The following is a 21,117-nucleotide window of genomic DNA, read 5'->3' as shown; positions in this document are numbered from 1 at the left end:
TTGGTCTGGAATCATCGCTTCAACTTTCAGCGGGTGTAGTCTGGAAAATGTTTTGAATGCGGCCGCTTTGGCGGTCGTGTCCTTCTACGACTTTTTCTCGACGCGAGGTGAAGCGGTCCGCATCGACTGAGGAGGCGTGGGTTGCGAGGTCGTAAATTTGCATCACAGCAGGACATTGAACGGCACATTGCAAATGGATTTGGCGAAGGCGCCGGGGCAAGCTACGTGCCTTGGCTGCGGGTACAAGATGTCCCGTCGATAGGTCGTTCGCACAAGATTCAAGGTGTGAAGATCGAGAGGATTCATCACCTCCTGTCAGATCTCGAGCGTTCCTACTTCCTTGTGTGTGAATTTTCTGAAGACGTCGTGGATATCCGGGAGCAATACCCTTTACTACCCACAGAGCGTGCGCAAGCGATAGCGTCGGCGATCGATGTACGCTATCCAAGATACCCTAGAACAACACTGCCTTATGTGATGACAACAGACTTCCTGTTAACTGTTAAGGACCCGAGCGGAAACTTCAAATCGGTAGCTAGGACGGTGAAGTATCGTTCCGATTTAATTGGCAACGGAAGTAAAAGAACGCTTGAAAAACTTGAAATTGAAAAGCGTTTTTGGGAAAGCCAAGGTGTTGATTGGAAAATCGTAACAGACGAGTTTTTTACACGAGATTTGATTAAAAATCTTGGACTAATCAGGAGGTACTCGAAGCTCTCTCGTGATTTAATGAAAGCGCCGTTGCATTCGAATTTTATCGAGTGCCTTGTAAACAGCCGGGAATATTCGTGGACCTTGGCCACCTGTCTAAGAAAAATAGCATCACTTCTGTCCATTTCCTATATAGACGCTCAAGCAATTTTCTTTCATCTGGTTTGGAACAAGATACTGAAAATCGATTTGGTTAACACTCCTCTCCACCTTACTGGTCTAGTTCCTGGCTTCGAAGTTTCACCGAGCCCTGTCCAAGTATCGTTGAAGGAGAAAATGTCATGACTGTTCTCGTTAATGACGTTTTCGAGCCTGTAACCGATCTGTCGGTCATCGCTACGATAGCCAGGCTCCTTTACCAGGATGAAACGCATGACTTAGCAGTTTTGATGGATCTAGCTGACCCACCCCGGCAGCCATACGCTGTTGGACTGGAGGAGCTGCGTCGATCGTTAGCGTCTGGTCACACCAAATCAGCAGCCATTGCCACGCCCGAGTTCATGCTTGTGCTTGAGGAACAGTTGGATGAGAGAGCCAAGCAAGGCCGGGACGAAAAGTGGGCCGTCATCGCCCCTCTGCTAGATCCTGAATACCCAGGACAAATATTTGTACGAGGTGAGTTAGGCCGACTTGTTAGCAAACGGGCGTCAGAACTCGGAATTCAGCGGAAAACGATCTATCGGCTTCTTTACCGCTATTGGTTATATGGTCAAGTTCGCAACTCATTGCTTAACAATTATACGGCAGTAGGTGTTGCCGATAGAAAATATGATCCGAGCAGGCCACCAGGGCGAAAGCCTAAATTTCAAGGCGTTCTTACTTCGCCTTCAAAGATGCTCAGTGCAGTTGATAAACGATGCATCCGTGTTGGATATGCTCTTTATGTAAGAGATAAGAAATCTTCCATTTCGAGCGCATATGACGAAATGTTGAGACGATTCTACTCTGTTCGAGACATCTCTAAAAACAGTGAAGAAGCGCTTCGTTTGTTGCCTGGTTCAGAACTCCCCAGCTTGAGGCAGTTCCAATATTGGGGGCAGATTTTTTTCGACGAGATTGAAACCGAGCGTGGCCGTAAAGGGTTGAGGAGGTGGTTAAAGGATTGCCGTCCGCTTTCAGGTACCGTTCGAGATTGGCTGCGTGGACCCTGTCATCAGTTCGAAATCGACGCAACGATTGCCGATATTTATTTGGTCAACAGCTACTCTAGACGGATGCTCATTGGTCGGCCCGTCGTTTATATCGTAGTGGATAGTTTCTCCGGAATAATTGCTGGTCTCTATGTAGGATTGGAGGGCCCTAGTTGGAATGGGGCGAGACAAGCGCTGTTCAACGCGTTTACCTCCAAAGTCGAGTTCTGCGCTCAGAACGGCGTTGAAATCAATGCAGATGATTGGAATTGTCACCACCTGCCCCACCAGATTTACGCCGACCGGGGAGAGATGCTGTCACTCGCAGCAGAGGGGTTATCCTCAGGATTGGGAATTGAGATGGGCACTGCTCCACCTTATCGGCCTGATTGGAAGCCTATGGTAGAAAGTCGGTTTGGCATTTTGAATGATTTGACGGGTATCAGATGGCTACCTGGCGGGGTAGCTGCGAGGGACAAAGAGCGCGGCGAGCGAGATTACCGGCTCGATGCCACGCTGAACCTCAAAGAGTTCACCCAAATCCTCATTAATTGCGTGCTCCACTATAACCGACACCATCGACAGCCTGACCGACTGACTCAAGCGATGATGAATGACGGCGTAGAACCTACCCCCAACGGTATATGGAATTGGGCCTGCGACAACGACCTGATCGAATCCAACAAACGTCCCGACGAGCTGGTTTATCTCCACCTTTTACCGCGTGAGCGCGCGACCGTTCAAAAGGGCGGAGTGATGTTTCGCGGCATGCACTACGTGTGTGATATGGCCATAGAGAAAGATTGGTTTGCCAAGGCTCGCAAAGGGGGCGTTTGGTCAATAGAGTGTTGGTTCGATCCGAACTCGGCGGCACACATTTGGATTCAAGGAGAGGCCAAGCAGTTTATCCGTTGTGATCTTCGACGATCGGATGCCGGTTACGCGAATTACCGCTCGGACGAGATTTTTGATCTGCTCGAAGCCTATCGCCAAAAACCGCCTACGCGCCGGCGAGCTGAGCTGGAAAGCCGTGTGCAGCTTAGCGATCAGGTCCACCAGATCATCAGTCATGCGCTCGCAGAACGAAAACAGGAACCTGCTCCGCCTACCAAGGCAGAGGCCACTGGACACATCCGCGAGAACCGCGCAGAAGAACGTCTCCGTGAGCGTGAAAATGCGGTTGTTCCTGAAGGCGTGAGGGTGGAGCCAGCTTCACTTCAATCTGAAACGACACCGAAAGCGCATGATTCATATGCCGGCGAGCGCACCGCGCAGGTTATCGATTTGCTCAAAAGAATTCGGCCAGGACAGGCAAAATGAAAGGTGCACAGACGTTTGCCAATTACGTCAGACAGGACATTAGTGAGTACGCGGGTAACCCGCTGATCGAAGCTTTGCCTCCGATATTGTCGGAGGCGGCGGCTGTTGAACTGATCTCGAACTTTCCTCAGCCGGTGGATCCGAAAGAGCTGACGCTCGAAGGAGCCACTCGAATTCACTGTATCGACAGGCTGAGAACCGTCGTACAGCCGTTCTTGCTACATCTGGAACTGGAGGCCCTGTTCTCACTGCTCATCCGTCGAGGGTATGTCGGGCGTAACCCTATGTCGCCCGCTACCGTCCGGCATTTGCATTCTTTATCGGGAGCTCAGCGTTACCACGATGCGTTCAAGTCCACTGCAGAAACGTTTACCGTCGTCGGCCTGAGCGGCATTGGCAAGTCGACGGCGCTCCACGCCATCTTGAGCCTTTATCCACAGACAATCCGTCATGAGCGCTATGAGGGAAAGCAGTTTGTTCATACCCAAATCACATGGCTGAAGCTTGACTGCCCTCGGGATGGATCGCTGGCTGGATTTTGCCAGCAGTTTTTTTATGCGGTTGGTGACGCTCTAGGAGATAAGGACTACCACAAGCGCTACAGGCATCGAAACATCAATGATGCGCTGCAACAGATGGAGCAGGTGGCCAGCACGTTTTTCATCGGCGCCTTGTTGATCGACGAGCTGCAAAACCTCCACCTGGCGAAAACCGGTGGTAAAGAGAGCATGCTGAATTTTTTCCTGCACTTGGTAAACAACATCGGTATCCCGGTGGTTTTCAGTGGCACGAACTCGACAATTAGCCTGTTCTCAGAAGCCATGCGGACTGCCCGCCGAGTTTGTGGTGCCGGTACGCTCGAATTCAAACGATTCGAAAAGGATGATGAGGAGTGGCGGTTGTTGGTCGAAAATCTCTGGAGCTATCAGTGGTGCAAGCAGACTGCCGAGCTGACCGACGAGATTTTTGACACGCTGTATGAACACACTCAAGGCGTGACAGATTTCCTGGTCAAGCTGCTGGTATTGAGTCAGCGTTATGCGGTCCAGAGTGGCTCGGAGTGTTTGACTGCCGAGGTCATGGTGAAGGTAAGCAACTCAAAAATGCAGATTCTAAAGCCAGCCCTTTCAGCCCTGCGTAGCCGTGATCCGAAGCGGATGCGACAGTTTGACGATTTGCTGCCGATTGAGGATCAACTGAGCGAAATGATGGTCTTCGATGGATTGGCACGAGAGGATCGCCTCACCTTGCTTCGAAGCGTTGTATCCCGTGAGAAACCGGCAGACCCATCTCCAACCATTCTTGCGAAAGATCACCCATCGCCGATTGCTACTGCTGTGGAAAACTCAGAGGCTAAAGCGCTTAGCGAACATGACGCTCCCCTCGACGCTCTGCGCGCTGCGGGCTGGCTCAACGAGGACCTGTTTGAGTTCTCACCGATGTATCACAAAGCGTGAGTAGGAGGGGGGTGAAGTGCAGCTTAAACTCCATTTCTTCCCCGCCGCGTTTCCCGACGAGACGCTGCACAGCGTGATTTCTCGTTATGCCCGTCTTTGCGGTGTTCGTAATTGCCAAGCAGCATTTGCCGGACTGAAATCGGCGGCAGCTTTTTCGCAAAATGTGGCATTCCCGAGTCACTTAGGGGATTTTGTCGACGCGCTACCCAGCGGTACCGAGCTATCGGTAGCCGAGGTCCTGATGCGCCACACATTACTACCCTATTACGCGCCGTTTTTGAGGGTGAGCCAGGTTGAACACGCTCGGACGCTGATGACCGCTGATGGTAAAGGCTTGATGTTAAAGCTGGGCGTCAACGCGAGCCGTATTGGATTCGCCTCCCGAGTGCGGTTATGCCCAGAATGTATCGCCCAAGATCAGGCTCAACGGGGAGTCGCTTACTGGCACAGGGTCCACATGCTTCCAGGCGTGCTGGTATGTCCGCATCACGGTACGTCACTCAGGATCCTTGATCCTCGCTGGTCCAGCCGCAGCTCTCGACAACTCAATCTGCCCAGTGATGAGAATGTGCAAGCACACACAGTACTTCTCGACACCCCGTTGCGGTGCATGCCACCGCTTCACGAAATAGCGTTGCGCTCACTTCAGGTCCTCGAGTCTGAAGTCACTGCTTTGTCGGCGGAGGCGGTGCGCTTCACGCTTTTACACAGGGCAACGCAGCTCAACCTTGCTTCTGATAACCATCGCTTGCACCTGCACATGCTGGCGCAGCACATGGCCGATTTTTTTGCCGCACTCCCGCGAGAATGGGAATTTTCTATACTCGGAGATGTTCGTGCAGGTACACCCGCCTCATGGGTCACGAAGCTGCTTCGTACGCCTATAACCTCTCACCATCCGCTCAAATACATCTTATTGGCCGGTGCTCTGGGCGTTGAAATGGTGAGCTTGCTGCATGGTCAATGCCCTGTGAAACAGGCGGTGGCATGTGATCCGAAAGCTCACATTCGGCTTCACGCGCGCCTTTCTCCGGTGATGCCTGGTGAAGGCCTGGACTGTTCGTCAGCCGCTGTGTGGGAACATGCTCTTGAAGGAGCTGATGCCAAAAAGATCGCTGCCGTTCTAGGCGTTTCATCAGCGTATGTCTATCGTCACATCCGAAATGTACCCGGCGGGCAAGATGCTTGGAGGGAGGCACGATTTCACATTGAGCTATGCGCAAGACGCGCGGCTTTCGAGGCTGATTATCGATTTTACAAAGCACATGCATGCAGGGGGTATGCATGGCTGTATCGTCACGATAGACAGTGGCTTTCGGAGTCAACTGCAAACCCAAGCCCACATCGTACGCCTCGTCTAAATAGCACCGAAATGTTCGCTGCCCTCGATGCGAGACTGGCCGGCGAAGTCCGTCAGTGTGCCGACACGCTTTATGCTCTCGCGGGCAAGCCTGTCCGCATTTCGCGTACCAGGATTGGTCGGGAGCTTCATGTTCTTTCTCGCTTCGAAAAGCAGCTCTGCAAGCTTCCTCTCTGTGCAGCAATGCTCGAAAAAGTATGTGAACCAATCGAAGGCTTTCACGATAGGCGTCTGCGATGGGCTAGACGCCAATTGTTCTCGGAGGGCAAGCCTATATCACGTTCTTCGCTCTACAGGGTCGCGAGCATTCGGCCCCCGCTGTAATCCAGCCGGGCATTCCCTCCATCTAAAAAAAGTTCTAAATCAATTCACCGTGAACATATTGTTTCTCTGTTAATGAAAATTTGCACCCACCAGAATAGCGTCGGCATACGCTGGATGATCACAATCATCATCTAAAACGTACTAACCCGCGATCACCCGAAATAGTTTTGCAATCGCCATGGGCTGACCTACACGGGTTATCGATACGTGTTCTGTATTTCAAGGAGTACGGGCGCGGCGGGGTTCAGATGAATTTACTACGATTCAAAGTTGAGCGGCTGTGTCATTTCCAAATCCAGACCGGATACAGAATTTTACGGGTTGCATATATACTGCCCCCGGATGCACGTTCTCTTCGACCCCTACCTTTAATTGGTAAATGATGTCTGATCTATTATTTTTTCCCGTGTCGATGCCGGATGAAATGCTGCACTCTCGTGTCACCCGCTATCACTATCTGTCAGGCAATAGAACCGCGACAGAAACCTACCGCGATTTGTTCGCATCGACACCCTTTTGCATTGGTGGCATCGTACCCAAGCAGATCGAGAGGCTCGCGCACAGGCTGCCGGGGCAATCGGAGAGCAATCTCGCAGAGCTGATCAGTAGCAATACTACTTTTCCTGCTTACCGGCCGTTTCTTGGGGTTAAGCAGGGGCCGGAGAACAACGAAGGACCGCTGGGTTATGACGGGGTGGTACGGGTGCCCCGCAGAGAAGAGTCCTCCCATGGCAAGGCTAAGCTTTGTCCAACCTGCGTTCAGGAAGATTTGATTGAGCGGGGTTCTGCCTACTGGCATCGATCTCACCAGATACCCGGTGTTGCCGTCTGTTGGCGTCATGGCGACGCATTGATCCATGCCTGCCCCGAGTGCTCTCGCCCGTTCTACCGTAAATTGAAGCTGCTTCCCAATCTGACTGAGCCATGCGCATGCGGCTGGAGCCCGTTAAACAGCGCAGCAATACACAAGGGTTCAAAGATGGAACAGAAAGTCGCTCTGTTCGCACACGATATCTTGCAACGCAATATTCCTCCGATAGGCAGTACGGTATTGAGTTCGTGCTACGTCCGCCAATGCAAGAAGCGCGGATTCATTTTCGGAAAAAATGCGGGTATTGCGAAACTATTCGACAGCATCCAAAGCGCTTACGGCGATGAACTTTTGGCGCAGATTGATCCAGCCTACAACAACGGAAAGCATGAGCAATGGATCCGGCTCAAATCAGATAAAGGTCAGCTAAATATGCCGCTCGCGCGGCATTTGATCATTGCTCTACATTTGTTTTCCAGTGCAGATGGCTTTGAAGAGGCTCTGAAGAATGAGTCAATCCTGCTGAGTGCCGCTGTTTCTCCGCGAGCGCCCAAAGTCGAAGAATCGCGTCTTAGCCAAAAAACTAGATATCGCCAAAAAATCGAGTTGCTTTTAGCGCTGCGTACCGATGCCAATATCGAGTACCTCTGGAAGAAGGCGTACAAACCTACGCAATGGATTCTAGAAAATGATAACGCATGGTTAATGGCAAAACTCCATGCCCCTAAAAAAGCTACAGTTAAGGTCGAAAAGTCCGTCGATTCAAGAGACGACGCCTATGCAGCCCTTATCGAAGCGGGCGTAGATGAGCTGTATAAAGTTACGAAAGATCCGAAGAGAGTGAACATTCGGAATTTGCAATCGCTGCTCCCAGGTTCATTACCTCATGAGCTGTATCTACGCAAGCAGAGGTTCCCTCTGACTTATCAACAGATCAAGATTCATCAGGAGTCAGTATGGCATTTCCGTCTAAGAACTTTGGTGTGGACTGTCTCTGAACTCATCAGGATGAAGCTCCCCGTGAATTACTCGACGGTAAGATTGACCTCAGCGGTATCAAGCAAGGTTTTCCTGGTTTTCTCCAGTTTCTTTGAGTGGGATCTGGAAAGCCTGGCAAGAACCGGGGTCGACGCGGAGGCCCTGCTCAGGTCTACCGGCGTATCGAGGAATTGAGAGGGACCACCGGTTCAAATAAGCTTTTGAGGGCATCTTTGTTCCGTCAGCGTCTGCCAACCTTTGGTGTTAACAAAAATCCCATCTGGCTTGAAAGCGTAAATGCGGGGTAGCGTCCACCTTTCACATTAGTAACCTTCGCGGCAGCTTTCTGAAAGCTTTCACTTGTTACTCTTTAACTCAGTAAATTGAGCTTTAGGAGAAAATCATGACAGCAATGACAGCAGTGAAAGCGTTTTGCGCCGCTTCGATTTTGACCTTATCTTCATTAGCCATGGCGGAAGGAGGCGGTGACCGCGTGTATGGTCGAATGATGCAAGAGAACCAACAAGCAATGGAACAATATGCCTCAAGGAACGGCAAGACTCCTCCTGAAGTTGTTCATTATGAATATGGTATGAACCTCGATATCCAGAAGGTCGTCAGTGTCACGCAAGCCAATAAAACCTGTGGGGTTGCTCCTTCGCGCATGACCTATGAAGACTCTACGGGCAAGCTTAACACCGTGGAATATAAGGTCATGGCCGACAACTGCCCCCATGGAAGCTAGACAATGAAAATTATTTAAGAACTGCATAATTCTCCTTTGTCCGAAACTAGCTTACTGCTCGCTGACGTAGAAGTAATTTTCAGGAAAGGCTGAAGTTATCCATTTTATGAAATCATGTCCGTCAGTTGAAGTGTTTCTAACGTACAGTAAACAATTGCTCGACCACCTGATACATCCCGCCTCCTTGTTTTTCCTTTGGTTTGGGAGGTGGTTTAGGCGCCCTAGTGGCGCCTTTTTTACGTTCGAAATGAGCTATTTCCTCTGCACGGCCATGACCCTCACCATGCAGGAGCAAGATTAGAAGATCAATTTTCGGGGTACTCAGCAACGACGTGGTCTGTGCCTGCCTTTGACAAGCCGATTACCTTATACGCGTCATGTTTCCCGTCCACTTCCATTCCTGGGGAGCCGGCCGGCATGCCTGGAACGGCAATCCCGAGCAGGTCATCACGTTTGCTCATCGCAATGATTTGCTCGGCGGGCACGTGACCTTCAACAAACTTTCCGTTGATGGTTGCTGTGTGACAAGACGAGAGCTCAGGAGAAATCCCGAGACCGCGCTTGATCGCGCTCATGTTGGTTTCCACGTGATCAACGACGGTAAAGCCGCTAGCTTCAAGGTGCTGGATCCATTTCTTGCAGCACCCGCAATTAGCGTCGCGATGTACATCGATCGTCAATGGCTCTGCTGCGTGACTGGCTGAACTGATGAACAGAGCCACGAGAGCAGCGAGACGAAGTGCCCGTCTGCGACGAAGAGATTTATTTCGCATGGGTATGTTCCTTCCCATCAGTATGTGTATGTGATTTGGGCTGTACGGTTGGAGTCGGGGCCGCATCATCTGAAGCTTCCCTAACCTTATGATCGGCGTGGTCAGCAGGCTCATTTGCAGACGGCGCTGCGGAGGGGCCATGGGCATGTGCCGTGTTTTTCTCGTCATCATGAGCGCGGACTTCCGCCCTTTGGTTGGCAGCACCTGCGCCACTTTGCCCCTGGGTCGTTCCATGCTGACCCTCATGGTTGTGCATCACGCTTTCGCCACCACCGTGTTGATGGCCACCGCTACTCGTGATCAGAGCCTTGTATTGCTCTGCATCCAGTGACGGAAGTTGCTGGAGAAATGCGACCATCCCCCATATGTAGGGATCGGCCATGCTTTTGCCCCACGCGGGCATGCCGGTGGATTTGATGCCGTGCTTGATGATCCAAAAAGCTGCGGCTGGGTGCCCATCGACGCCCAGCTTCGAAAGGTTCGGAGGTGCGGGGTAAAGGCTGTTACTCAGTTCGGTGCCTGCAAGCCCCGGAGCCAAATGGCAACCGACACACATCGAGTTGTAGTTGCCAGCACCTTCACGGATGAGGGCTTCTTGGCTCAGGTCGGGGACCTGAATGTTGCGCGAGCGCACTTCGATCGAGCGATCCCGAGCAATAGAAAGTATTGCGTAGACGGGGGCGGAGTGCGGATCATCCGCCCCGACATTGATCACGCCGAAATACACCACGCCGGCAGCCGATGATACGGTGGCCAGACCAGCAGCAATCAGTGCCTTCAGCGTTGTTTTCATACTCGGTTCTCAGAACCACATCCGAATACCGGCGACAAAGCGTGCCTCGCTGGCGTCTTCACCTTCCTCACGTGCAAAGTCTGCCGTATTGCCATAGGAACGGCTCCAACTCACCCCGATATAAGGGGCAAATTGGCGGACAATCTCATAACGCAATCGGAGCCCCACTTCGGTGTTGGCTAATCCGGACCCGATGCCGCGCTGAGGGTCATTCTTTCCGTAAAAATTGACCTCGGCCGTCGGCTGCAAAATCAATCGATTCGTCAGCAGAATGTCGTAATCGCCTTCCAGCCGAGCAGCCGATTGACCGTTCTCACCGATGTAGGCAGTCGCTTCGGCCTCGAAGTTATAGAGGGCCATGCCCTGAATGCCAAGTGCGGCCCAGGTTTGAGGGGACCCTGGTTTGAAATCCTGTCGTACACCGGTGACGACGTCCCACCACGGTCCAATAGAGTGCCCCCAGAGCGCGGATAATTCAGCGCTTTCCGTCACGCCATTGGTACGTTCGCCTTCCGAGCGCAACCACAGTCGATCAATGTCACCGCCGATCCATCCTTTCGCATCCCAGGCCAGCGCACTACCGTTGTCTGCATCCTGGTACTCAAACTTATCCAGCAGCATGAAAGAGTTGATTTCTTTGTCGTGAACACCATGACCAGCGACGTCTGGAAAGGCGGCTGCACGGTCAGCGTCGGTAAGTACGGGGACAGGGGTTCGACTGGTGGTCGTAGTCCCTCCACCCATACTTTCCATTCCGGTCATTTGCCCGTCATCCATTTTCATCTTGCTGTGGTCCATAGCCCCCATGTTGCTATGGTCCATCGCTCCCACGGAGCCATGGTTCATCTTGGAGTGATCCATCTCTTCAGCGGCGTGAGCCACGGCAAAGAACACAGGACTCGTAGAAACTGCCAATGCCATCAACGTTGGGCGTAAAAAATTCCTGGTCATGATCTCAATCCGCCTTTTTGTTTTCTTGGTCATGATCCATCGACTCATGGCGCATCTTGGTATGAGGCATCGTCCCGTGATTCGACGTTGCCTCGGTTGACGTGGTCGCAGTCTTGTTCGTCGCATTTGCAGAAGTAACAGGTGAATGATCACCACTTTCTTCGACTGCCAATGCTACGGAGGAGAATCCACCCATCAGGCCAAAGGCAAAGAGGCAACCGACCAGCGATTTATGATTTAGGTGTGTGCTCACAGATCGTCTCCTTTACTCATCAACCCGTACTTCACGGAACATGCCCATTTCCATATGGAAAAGCAGGTGACAGTGATAGGCCCAGCGCCCTAAAGCATCGGCGGTGACTCGATAGCTGCGCTTGGTACCTGGTGGCATGTCGATTGTGTGCTTGCGTACCATGAACTTGCCGTTTTCATCTTCAAGGTCGCTCCACATTCCGTGAAGGTGAATGGGGTGCGTCATCATGGTGTCGTTTACCAAGGTGATGCGAAGACGCTCCCCATACTTGAGACGAAGGGGCTCAGCGTCAGAAAATTTGATGCCGTTGAAGGACCAGGAAAACTTTTCCATGTGACCGGTCAGATGCAGCTCAATGGTGCGATTGGGCTCGCGGCCATCAGGGTCCTGGAAAGTGCTTTTCAGGTCTGAATAGGTGAGGACTCGACGACCATTGTTCCGCAAACCGATGCCTGGATCGTTTAGCTTTGGCGTCGGGGTCATGGCTTGCATATCAACCAAGGGGTTGTTGGTTTCGGAGGCTGGGTGAGTCTGCATTTCTCCACCCATACCGCCCATGCCAGCCATCTTGCTGTGGTCCATGCCGGCCATGTTGGACATATCGCCTTTGTCCATGCCCGCCATCTTGCTATGGTCCATGCCAGCCATGTTGGCCATGTCGCCTTTGTCCATACCAGCCATCTTGCTGTGATCCATACCAGCCATGCTAGTCATATCACCGCCGTCCATGCCGGTCATCCCGGTCATGTCACTTTGGTCCATGCCCGCCATCTTGCTGTGATCCATGCCAGCCATGCCGGACATGTCGCCGCTGCCCATACCAGCCATGCTGCCATGGTCCATACCAGCCATACCGCCCATTCCCATGTCATCCATGGACAAAAGAGGCCTAGGGTCGATCGCAGGCACTTGTGCCTTTAATCCTTCGCGAACTGCGAGGGTTCCGCGTGCATACCCGGTTCTGTCCATAGACTGGGCGAAGATGGTGTAAGCCTCTTCACTGGCGGGGTCAACTATCACGTCATACGTTTCAGCTACGGCGATGCGGAATTCGTCGACGCTGACCGGTTTGACGTGTTGGCCATCGGCGGCCACAACGGTCATTTTCAAGCCAGGAATTCGAACGTCGAAATAGCTCATCGCCGAGCCGTTAATAAAACGAAGGCGCAGCTTCTCACCCGGTTTGAAAATACCGGTCCAGTTACCGTTGGGCGCCTGGCCATTCATGAGGTAGGTGTAAGTATCTCCACTGACGTCTGCGAGGTCAGTGGGGTTCATTTTCATTTCTGCCCACATCTTTCGGTCGGCGACGGCAGCAGACCAACCTTGCTTGCTGACGTCGTCGATGAAGTCGCCCACGGTACGTTTGTGGTGGTTGTAGTAGTCCGATTGTTTCTTGAGTTTGGCCATGACGCGACCAGGATCCTCATCGGTCCAATCAGTCAGCATCACCACATAGTCGCGATCGTATTGAAACGGCTCAGGCTCTTTCGAATCGATTACGATTGGCCCGTAAACGCCTGCCTGCTCTTGTAACCCGGAGTGGCTGTGGTACCAGTACGTGCCGTTTTGATGCACGTTGAACTTGTACTCGTACATGCCGTCCGGCGCGATGCCGTGGAAACTCAAACCCGGTACCCCATCCATGTTGGCAGGCAAAATGATGCCGTGCCAGTGAATGGAGGTGTCTTGCTCCAGACGGTTTTTCACGCGCAGAGTGACCGTCTCTCCTTCGCGCCAACGCAGCAAAGGCCCCGGCAACGAGCCATTGATGGTCATGGCTGTGCGCGGCGAGCCAGTGATGTTTACCGGCGTTTCACCAATAAACAGATCAAATTCGTTGCCGGTGAGGACGCTCGGCAGACCTGGACTGGTCACTGCCCATACAGGAGTGCGCCACAGACCAAGGCCGCCAAGGATGCCGCCGGCGGCCAGGCCTTTAACGAATGTCCGTCTAGAGGTTTTGGAATGCATGCCGTTTATTTCCAATCAGTCAAAAGGGAGCCGTTCAAATCAACCCGTGAGTTGGCAAGATGAGCTTCGCTTACCGAAAAAAAGACGAATTTTTCATTGCAAGCGAGCTCAGAAATTGCCACATCTAAACCACCTTCGTGATTACATTTCTGTCAGCTTGGCCGCGTGCCTGATCGTTCAGCAGTTTTTATGGTCCATCGCTTTGGCTTTGCTTTCAGCGACAGGCGGTTGAGCGCTCTGCGTTTGAGCTACCTGGTACGATTCCATCGAATTCGTCCTGGCCACTTCCATACGTGCGAAAGTCCGGTCACCACCGCCTTCAGCCATGGCCAGAGTGGAAACAGTCAGCGCTGCGGCGACGAACAAGGTTTTGATGGTGTTCATATGGGCTACCTCAGATGTGTGAAAATATCCCCTCTGAATCACATCATGGATTGGACTCTTTGGGGGTGAGCAAAAGACTCAGTTGGACTATAAGAGACACCCCCTGTCAGGAAGCTTAGGCCAATATTACAGTTGTGTCAGTTTTGGATATTTTTCTTGAAGTACACGCTATTTAATACGTATGGTCTCCATCTTTTCGCATTGCGCGACTTTTATTGAATATAAGATTGAAGTGTAATCATTGCTTTGGGTTCCATTAATTCTCACGGAGGCGATGTTCTAGGTCTCTCCATTAAAATTAATAGGAGACTTGAATGCGCTGCTGCAACAGCTGAGTTCAATGATCAAAGAAGATAGTAATGCCACCGAGGGTGATTAATTGTGAGTATTAATTTTGAGAAAGCATTAGGCTCCGCAGAAAGAGCATTAGTTTATCGTGGCCAAAGAGCTGAGATCTTGAGTAACAATATCGCGAACGCTGACACTCCGAACTTCAAAGCCCAAGACTTGGATTTTTCTACTGTGCTCGCCAGCCAAACCAAAGAACCTGCTACCACTGCGTTTTCTTTGAAAACAACAAACGCAAAGCATTTTCTTAAGAAAGAATCGGCGGTGGCTATATACGGGCGCGACTTGTTTTACAGCACGCCGGCTCAGCCTGCCTTGGACCAAAATACTGTCGATCAGCAGGTCGAGGTCGCCAAATACACAGAAAACGCAATACGTTTCAACGCGGCTTTTACTCGGTTGAATGGAGCATTCAAGGGTTTGCTCAAAGCTCTGCGCGGTGACTAGCAGCGCAGGCGCATGCGAGCCCATTTGGACCGACACAGCAGCTTAAGTACTCCTAGATTCAGAGGTATTCTCCTCCAGACGGCGCTCTACTCAGGAGCAGGAGTCTCCGTTCAATGGCTGATCTTGGAAGGAAAGCCAACCGCCTCCACAGCTTTACGAAGCTGTTCCGCGTTTTCGCTACTTTCAACACTCACCTTACCGGTTGATCGATCGACTGAGACCGTAGAGTTGCCGTCCAGTGCCTGGATCGCTCTTGTGATTTTGCCGACGCAGCTGCCGCAACCAATGCCTGATACATCTAAGACGACCATGTAAATTACCCTCGTGCTGAGCGGTGTCTTTTCCCCGCAGCGACAGCATCGACGTTGACACCATGGCAAGGTCAACGATTATCTGATCAAGGTCGTGAGCGTCATCGACGCTCAGTCAATTCGACTATTCCTCAACCTCAATGCATTGAAAACTACAGATGCAGAACTGACGCTCATGGCTATGGCAGCGATCATTGGCGACAGGAGGTGCCCCGTCAATGGATAGAGCAAACCAGCGGCAAGAGGTATACCCATTGAGTTGTAGAGAAAAGCGAAGCCCAAATTCTGGCGCATGTTTTTAACTGTGGCGACCGAAAGAGCTCGTGCTCGTAAGATCCCCATCAGGTCACCTTTTACCAGCGTGAGTTGCGCGCTATTCATCGCCACGTCAGTCCCCGTTCCCATGGCTATCCCCACATCTGCTCGCGCTAGGGCCGGAGCATCGTTGATACCGTCACCTGCCATGGCCACTTTTCGCCCGTGTTGCTGTAGGTCTGCCACCAAGCGCTCCTTGTCTTGGGGTTTGACTTCACCGTGAACCTCTTCAATCCCCATCTCCCTGGCGACAGCCCGAGCGGTAGTAAGCCCGTCCCCAGTAGCCATGATGATTTTCACGTTGTGAGCCTTAAGCTTGGTGACGGCCTCTTTTGAGGTTGGCTTGATCGGATCTGATACGGCCAACAAACCTGCCAATGCGCCGTCGACTGCGAGGTAGATAATACTGATGCCGTCAAGTCGCAACACCTCAGCGCGCTCTTGTAGGGAGTTGGTGCTCACGCCTGCGGCTTCCATCAACGCTGTGTTCCCCAGCTGAAGCTTCTTGCCATCGACAACGCCACTGACCCCGATACCCGAATCAGACTCAAAGGATTCCGGCTTGGTGAGCTTGATGTTCACGGCTCGGGCGTGATCGACGATCGCATGTGCTAAAGGATGCTCGCTGCCCTGATCAAGGCTGGCAGCCAGGTGAAGGACGTCGTCGGGATTGAAGGTGGGAGTGGCCTCCACGCTGTGAAACACGGGCCGTCCCTCTGTTAGGGTGCCTGTCTTGTCGACAACCAGCGTGTCGATTCTGCAAAGGCTCTCAATCGCACTGGCATCTCTGAACAAAACACCCATGCTTGCTGCTTTACCTGTCGACACCATGATCGACATAGGCGTAGCAAGTCCCAACGCACAGGGACAAGCGATGATCAGCACGGCGACAGCGTTGATTAGACCAAACACCCAACTGGGCTCAGGGCCGAAAAGCCCCCAACCGATAAATGTCATTATCGCAATCGTGATAACACCCATCACGAAGTAGCCGGCAATCGAGTCGGCCATTCGTTGCATCGGAGCCTTGGAACGCTGAGCTCTCGCGACCATCTGTACGATCTGGGACAGCATGGTTTCGGCACCGACCTTCTGCGCCTCCATTACCAAGCTTCCATGCGTATTCAGCGTGGCGCCGATCAGGCTATCTCCAGCTTTCTTCATTACCGGGACTGGCTCGCCAGTGAGCATCGACTCATCCACCGCACTTTCACCCTCAAGTACTGAACCATCAACTGGCACCTTCTCACCTGGTCTGACCCGTAAGTGGTCTCCCAGGTGCACATGGGTGAGAGGAATGTCTTCCTCATGGCCATCGGCATTGATCCGACGTGCAGTTTTGGGCGAAAGGCCGAGAAGAGACTTAATGGCGGCGGAAGTTTGTGATCGGGCTTTGAGCTCAAGGATCTGGCCAAGCAACGTGAGCGAGATGATGACCGCTGCCGCTTCGAAGTAAACGCCGATACGTCCATCTTGCATGAAATTGGCGGGAAAACTTTGGGGGAAGATTGTTGCTATGACGCTGTACAGATAAGCTGCGGCAGTGCCCAACCCAATCAGAGTCCACATGTTGGGACTGCGATTTTTAACCGAGGCCAGTCCCCTTACAAAAAAAGGCCACCCTGCCCATAAGGTCACGGGTGTCGCCAGAGCGAACTCGATCCAGTTTTGAGCTGAACCATGAAGAAGTTGTAACGAGTGACCCGCCATCGCGAGCACGGTTACGACCACGGTTAAGGGCAGCGACCACCAGAAGCGGCGATTGAAATCCCGGAGTTCAGGATTTTCTTCTTCATCAAGTGCCGGCATGACAGGCTCTAGTGCCATGCCACATTTAGGACAGTTACCGGGTCCGGTCTGCCGTATTTCAGGATGCATCGGGCACGTAAATTCAGCGCCCGTTTGTACCGCAGACTCCGGCGTTGTGCTGCCTGACTCGTCGCGCACCACGTGGCCACTGTAGCGCTCAGGGTCCGCTCGAAACTTCTCCTGGCATTTCAGGCTACAGAACCGATACGTCTGTCCCTGGTAAGTCTCAGCAAATTTACTCGACGAAGTGACTGCCATTCCACACACCGGGTCATGTAGATCAGCATCATCCCGGGAAGCAGCATGGGTGTGATTATGGTCGTGATGGCCAGAGGTGGTAGGCATGTCTATTCCCCTTGTAAGGTGCTACTAGAAATGAGCATATTCAGTACAACGATTATTTGCGGCTCCACAGTGGTGCGGTGATGTTTCCGCACGGACCCCGGCTGAGTAAGCGTTGCTATGTTACTTGACTTAGCGTAGCCAACTCTTGCGTCGGGCCGGCAGAAACAGCCGACTCCGGTTTATTTCAGATCAAACTCGCCGACCATTCCCGATTGGTAATGCCCCGGCACGTTGCAGGCAAACTGCAGCCCTGCACTGTCGTTGAAGGTCCAGATCAGCTCTTGGGTTGAGCCAGGCTCAATCAGGACACTGTTAGGGTCGTCATGCTCCATTGCGACCATCTTCATTCCGCCCATGCCGTGGCTCATGCCGCTCATCTTCCCGGTACCGGTAGGGCTTAGTGTTCCGTTCTTGAACATGCTTGCCATTTCTTTCTGGTGTGCTGCATGAGCAGCGGCTTTGCCGATGTTGAACTCATGCAGCAGCGAACCCTCGTTGCGAAGGACAAAGCGGATTGTTTCACCAGGTTTTACGTCAATGCTTTTAGGCTTGAAAAAAATGTCGCCCATCTCGACCTCTACAGTGCGGGTAACGTCAGAGGCCACACCAGGCTGGCCTATGTCGTCTTGTCCATGCCCAGCATTAGCCATAGCCGTAGCAGCGAAAAAAAGGGTCATTGCTGCGATGAACGGAGTAGCGAGCGTAGTTTTCATGGTGACCTCAGGAATACGTGGGAACATTGGCTATGCTAATGATGCTCAGCTGCCGGCTAACTGACTTGGGCATTACTTCTTTGTCAGTTTTCTAAATAGATACGGCGTCCAATTGACGCCGCAACAAGATGCTGACAAGTACTTATCCAGGGGGCGTTTATTGATGGTTTTCTGAAAGCATCAATTTGTGCTCGCGCTGCATCTGGCGCAAAACGTCATCAACGATTTTGTCGTGCTTCTCCATCCAGGCTAGATGCTCTTGGGGTGACATTGAGGCATCTGGGTGATCGTTGTGGAGCTGGCTCATGATGTCCCCAAGCATCTTCATGTGTTCTGCCATGTGGACGTGACGCTCTCCTTCAGGGGCTTGTTCAGCTTTCATCAACGTGGCTTCGGCCTTGTCGCGCAAACCTTCCATACGCTCAATGACTCGATCTCCGCCGCTTTCAGCCCACACAGAAGCCGAGACCAGTATCGAGCTTACAAAAAACAGCATTTTCAGGCGGTTCATAGGGGTAGCTCCTCATGAGGGAATCCGACTTCCATACGATTCATCGCTCAGAGGTCGGTCGAGCACCAATGAAGTACTCATGTCTGAACCCTAGCCAGCACTCGCTGACATCTACCTGAAGCCAAGATTACTTTTCTGTCAGTTGCTGGTTGGCTGCCAGTTTTCGTTGCAGACTCCGCTTAACCTTTATCTGAGAACGACCTCATGAGACTTCTTGTCGCTGAAGACGAACCAAAAATAGGTATCTATTTGCAGCAAGGGCTCAACGAGGCCGGGTTCAATGTCGACCGTTTCACGAATGGAAAAGAGGCGCTTCAGCACGCTTTGAGCGAAGCCTATGATCTGCTGATTCTCGACGTCATGATGCCGGGTTTGGATGGCTGGGAAGTCCTGCAGAAGGTTCGCGCTTCCGGGAAAGACGTCCCGGTGCTTTTTCTCACCGCCAGAGACCGCGTTGAAGACCGAGTGAAGGGACTTGAACTCGGTGCGGATGACTATCTGATCAAACCCTTCGCGTTTTCTGAATTGCTTGCTCGAGTCAGAACGTTGCTGCGTCGCGGTAGCAGCGCACCTTCGCAAACCTTTATGAAACTGGCTGACCTTGAAGTGGACCTGCTCAAGCGTCGAGCCATCCGAGGAGGCAAACGCATAGACCTTACGGCCAAAGAGTTTGCGTTGCTTGAGCTTCTGCTGCGTCGTCGAGGGGAGGTGCTGCCAAAGTCTCTTATCGCCTCCCAGGTTTGGGATATGAACTTCGACAGCGATACCAACGTTATCGAGGTTGCAGTGAGACGGCTCAGGGCCAAGATAGACGACGATTTTGAGGTCAAGTTGATTCATACCTCAAGGGGAATGGGTTACATGCTCGATGCACCAGATTCGGAGTCGTGATGAACCGGATGTCCCTGACGACTCGTATGAGTCTGATGTTTATGCTCGCGGTAACGGCCGTGCTCACGGTCGCCGGACTCAGTTTCAATAACCTCAGCCGGCATCATTTCAAGATGCTGGATCAGCAGGCATTGTACGAAAAACTCCACTCGACCCAGCGGATCTTGTCCGGGCTGAGCAACATCGATCAATTCAGCGAGGCTAAACCGGAGTTAGAAGCGCTGCTGGGCGCACACCGTGATTTGACTGCGCTTATCATCGATGGCGACGGCAAGGTGCTGTTTGCGGATCCCGGCCCGGTCGACGTTCCGAAGGCGTTTCGAACAACCACAAACACAACCGTCTGGGAATGGCGGGAGCAAGAGCAGATGTTCCGTGGTGTGACTGCGCAATCCGTAGTGACGGGACAAGAAAGGCCATTAACTGTCATGTTGATTTTTGACGTTACGCAGCATATGTCCTTTTTCGAGACGCTCGAACGATGGTTTTGGATAGGGTTGGTGATCAGCGCATTGGTCAGTGCTGCACTCGGCTGGATGGTAGCTAGCAGTGGCATGCGGCCTATCCGCCAGGTCACACGGGTTGCTGCCTCCATGTCAGCAAAATCACTCAAGGAGCGTATTCCCCTGGCACCCGTTCCGAAAGAGCTTCAACAGATGGTGTTGTCGTTCAACGCCATGTTATCCAGGCTCGACGATGCATTTGTCCGGTTATCCAACTTTTCGGCAGACATTGCCCACGAACTACGGACCCCCGTGAGCAACTTGATGACCCACACTGAAGTGGTGCTTTCGAGAAAAAGAAACATCGAGGACTACGAAGACAATTTGTACTCCAATCTTGATGACTTGAAGCGCATGAGCCGGATGATTGATGACATGCTTTTTCTGGCGAAATCTGACAATGGTCTAATTACGCACGAGAGCAAGCCAATAGACCTGGTGGCTGTCGTGGAAAAATTGCTTGAGTACTACCGCCTGTTGGCTGATGAACGAGGGATCGAGCTCAAGGTTTCAGGACGGGGGAGCGTGCGAGGTGATGTTCTTATGCTCCACCGAGCGATTTCCAATCTGCTCTCAAATGCGCTGCGCTACACCTATGAAGGGACGTCAATCAGTGTCGATATTCAGCACAAGGATGCGTCGGTAACGGTTGTCGTGGAAAACCATGGTGAGCCCATTGCCCCCGAACACCTTGAAAAGCTGTTTGATCGTTTTTATCGCGTGGACCCAGCGCGGCGAGAAGGAAGTCCAAGCAACGCAGGGCTAGGTCTGTCGATTACCCGATCAATTGTCGAAGCGCACGATGGCAAGATCTGGTGTACGTCAGGCGACGGGAAAACGGCTTTTCATCTTGAGTTTCCGGCCGTCGATTCGACGGTTAGCTGAGCGACAAAACATTTGGGACCAACGGCGTCTTGGCGTTGTGCGTTTAGCTACGCCTCTGCGGATTTTTCAGAGTGA

19 protein-coding genes are annotated in these 21,117 nt (G+C 52.3%); 9 read left to right on the top strand and 10 right to left on the bottom strand.

The window, feature by feature from the left end:
* The first annotated feature begins 141 nt into the window (after nucleotides 1-141).
* The 6 genes from OC605_RS08235 (at nucleotide 142) to OC605_RS08210 (ending at nucleotide 8,836) form a co-directional block, all read left to right on the top strand.
* On the top strand, nucleotides 142-996 hold the full coding sequence (locus OC605_RS08235) for a TnsA endonuclease N-terminal domain-containing protein (protein ID WP_024014928.1): 855 nt from the start codon (nucleotides 142-144) through the stop codon (nucleotides 994-996).
* Nucleotides 993-3,161, top strand: a complete 2,169-nt coding sequence (locus tag OC605_RS08230; RefSeq protein ID WP_108184499.1) for a Mu transposase C-terminal domain-containing protein — start codon at nucleotides 993-995, stop codon at nucleotides 3,159-3,161. Before OC605_RS08235 ends, OC605_RS08230 begins: the two co-directional genes overlap by 4 nt.
* Complete coding sequence (locus tag OC605_RS08225; protein ID WP_095160024.1) at nucleotides 3,158-4,618, top strand: ATP-binding protein; 1,461 nt, start codon at nucleotides 3,158-3,160, stop codon at nucleotides 4,616-4,618. The genes OC605_RS08230 and OC605_RS08225 overlap by 4 nt, the downstream gene beginning before the upstream one ends.
* Nucleotides 4,619-4,634: 16 nt before the next feature.
* Nucleotides 4,635-6,302, top strand: a complete 1,668-nt coding sequence (locus OC605_RS08220) for a TnsD family Tn7-like transposition protein (protein ID WP_108184498.1) — start codon at nucleotides 4,635-4,637, stop codon at nucleotides 6,300-6,302.
* A 382-nt stretch (nucleotides 6,303-6,684) separates the two neighbouring features.
* On the top strand, nucleotides 6,685-8,286 hold the full coding sequence (locus OC605_RS08215; protein WP_262136653.1) for a TniQ family protein: 1,602 nt from the start codon (nucleotides 6,685-6,687) through the stop codon (nucleotides 8,284-8,286).
* Between the two features lie 217 nt (nucleotides 8,287-8,503).
* On the top strand, nucleotides 8,504-8,836 hold the full coding sequence (locus OC605_RS08210; RefSeq protein ID WP_039593249.1) for a DUF2790 domain-containing protein: 333 nt from the start codon (nucleotides 8,504-8,506) through the stop codon (nucleotides 8,834-8,836).
* 305 nt (nucleotides 8,837-9,141) lie between these two features.
* On the opposite strand, the gene OC605_RS08205 is transcribed toward OC605_RS08210, so the two are convergent.
* The 6 genes from OC605_RS08205 to OC605_RS08180 all read right to left on the bottom strand — a co-directional run bounded on the left by OC605_RS08205 (nucleotide 9,142) and on the right by OC605_RS08180 (nucleotide 13,964).
* A complete protein-coding gene (locus tag OC605_RS08205; protein WP_070411948.1) occupies nucleotides 9,142-9,609 on the bottom strand; it encodes a DUF411 domain-containing protein in 468 nt (155 codons plus the stop codon).
* Nucleotides 9,599-10,402 (bottom strand): c-type cytochrome, encoded by an 804-nt coding sequence (locus OC605_RS08200; RefSeq protein WP_108184496.1) that lies wholly within the window; start codon nucleotides 10,400-10,402, stop codon nucleotides 9,599-9,601. Before OC605_RS08200 ends, OC605_RS08205 begins: the two co-directional genes overlap by 11 nt.
* 9 nt (nucleotides 10,403-10,411) lie before the next feature.
* Complete coding sequence (locus OC605_RS08195) at nucleotides 10,412-11,386, bottom strand: copper resistance protein B (protein ID WP_181077572.1); 975 nt, start codon at nucleotides 11,384-11,386, stop codon at nucleotides 10,412-10,414.
* Nucleotides 11,358-11,606, bottom strand: coding sequence for a hypothetical protein (locus OC605_RS08190; protein WP_146225319.1), 249 nt, complete (start codon nucleotides 11,604-11,606; stop codon nucleotides 11,358-11,360). The genes OC605_RS08195 and OC605_RS08190 overlap by 29 nt, the downstream gene beginning before the upstream one ends.
* 12 nt (nucleotides 11,607-11,618) lie before the next feature.
* A complete protein-coding gene (locus OC605_RS08185; RefSeq protein ID WP_262136651.1) occupies nucleotides 11,619-13,580 on the bottom strand; it encodes a copper resistance system multicopper oxidase in 1,962 nt (653 codons plus the stop codon).
* A gap of 177 nt (nucleotides 13,581-13,757) precedes the next feature.
* On the bottom strand, nucleotides 13,758-13,964 hold the full coding sequence (locus OC605_RS08180; RefSeq protein WP_070411944.1) for a co-regulatory protein PtrA N-terminal domain-containing protein: 207 nt from the start codon (nucleotides 13,962-13,964) through the stop codon (nucleotides 13,758-13,760).
* 381 nt (nucleotides 13,965-14,345) lie between these two features.
* On the opposite strand from OC605_RS08180, the gene flgB reads away from it, so the two are divergent.
* A complete protein-coding gene (gene flgB, locus OC605_RS08175) occupies nucleotides 14,346-14,759 on the top strand; it encodes a flagellar basal body rod protein FlgB (RefSeq protein ID WP_108184654.1) in 414 nt (137 codons plus the stop codon).
* Nucleotides 14,760-14,869: 110 nt separating this feature from the next.
* Here the strand turns inward: flgB and OC605_RS08170 are convergent, their stop codons facing one another.
* From OC605_RS08170 to OC605_RS08155, 4 genes are all read right to left on the bottom strand, one after another.
* Nucleotides 14,870-15,070 (bottom strand): heavy-metal-associated domain-containing protein, encoded by a 201-nt coding sequence (locus OC605_RS08170; protein WP_083293928.1) that lies wholly within the window; start codon nucleotides 15,068-15,070, stop codon nucleotides 14,870-14,872.
* Between the two features lie 111 nt (nucleotides 15,071-15,181).
* Nucleotides 15,182-17,539 carry a heavy metal translocating P-type ATPase gene (locus tag OC605_RS08165; protein WP_083293927.1) on the bottom strand — a complete coding sequence of 786 codons (2,358 nt, stop codon included), beginning with the start codon at nucleotides 17,537-17,539 and terminating at the stop codon, nucleotides 15,182-15,184.
* A 179-nt stretch (nucleotides 17,540-17,718) separates the two neighbouring features.
* Nucleotides 17,719-18,252 (bottom strand): plastocyanin/azurin family copper-binding protein, encoded by a 534-nt coding sequence (locus tag OC605_RS08160; RefSeq protein WP_019816982.1) that lies wholly within the window; start codon nucleotides 18,250-18,252, stop codon nucleotides 17,719-17,721.
* Between the two features lie 157 nt (nucleotides 18,253-18,409).
* Nucleotides 18,410-18,763 carry a co-regulatory protein PtrA N-terminal domain-containing protein gene (locus OC605_RS08155; RefSeq protein ID WP_024616841.1) on the bottom strand — a complete coding sequence of 118 codons (354 nt, stop codon included), beginning with the start codon at nucleotides 18,761-18,763 and terminating at the stop codon, nucleotides 18,410-18,412.
* 204 nt (nucleotides 18,764-18,967) lie between these two features.
* On the opposite strand from OC605_RS08155, the gene OC605_RS08150 reads away from it, so the two are divergent.
* Together OC605_RS08150 and OC605_RS08145 are read left to right on the top strand one after the other, a co-directional pair.
* Nucleotides 18,968-19,654 (top strand): heavy metal response regulator transcription factor, encoded by a 687-nt coding sequence (locus tag OC605_RS08150; protein WP_019816984.1) that lies wholly within the window; start codon nucleotides 18,968-18,970, stop codon nucleotides 19,652-19,654.
* Nucleotides 19,654-21,042, top strand: a complete 1,389-nt coding sequence (locus tag OC605_RS08145) for a heavy metal sensor histidine kinase (RefSeq protein WP_024014910.1) — start codon at nucleotides 19,654-19,656, stop codon at nucleotides 21,040-21,042. Before OC605_RS08150 ends, OC605_RS08145 begins: the two co-directional genes overlap by 1 nt.
* Nucleotides 21,043-21,117 lie beyond the last annotated feature (75 nt).

Origin of the sequence: Pseudomonas sp. Marseille-Q5117, assembly GCF_946901175.1 — a bacterium.
Taxonomy (GTDB): Bacteria; Pseudomonadota; Gammaproteobacteria; order Pseudomonadales; family Pseudomonadaceae; genus Aquipseudomonas; species Aquipseudomonas iranensis.
Note: the sequence above shows the minus strand (reverse complement) of the source record. Positions and strands in the feature narration are given on the sequence as shown.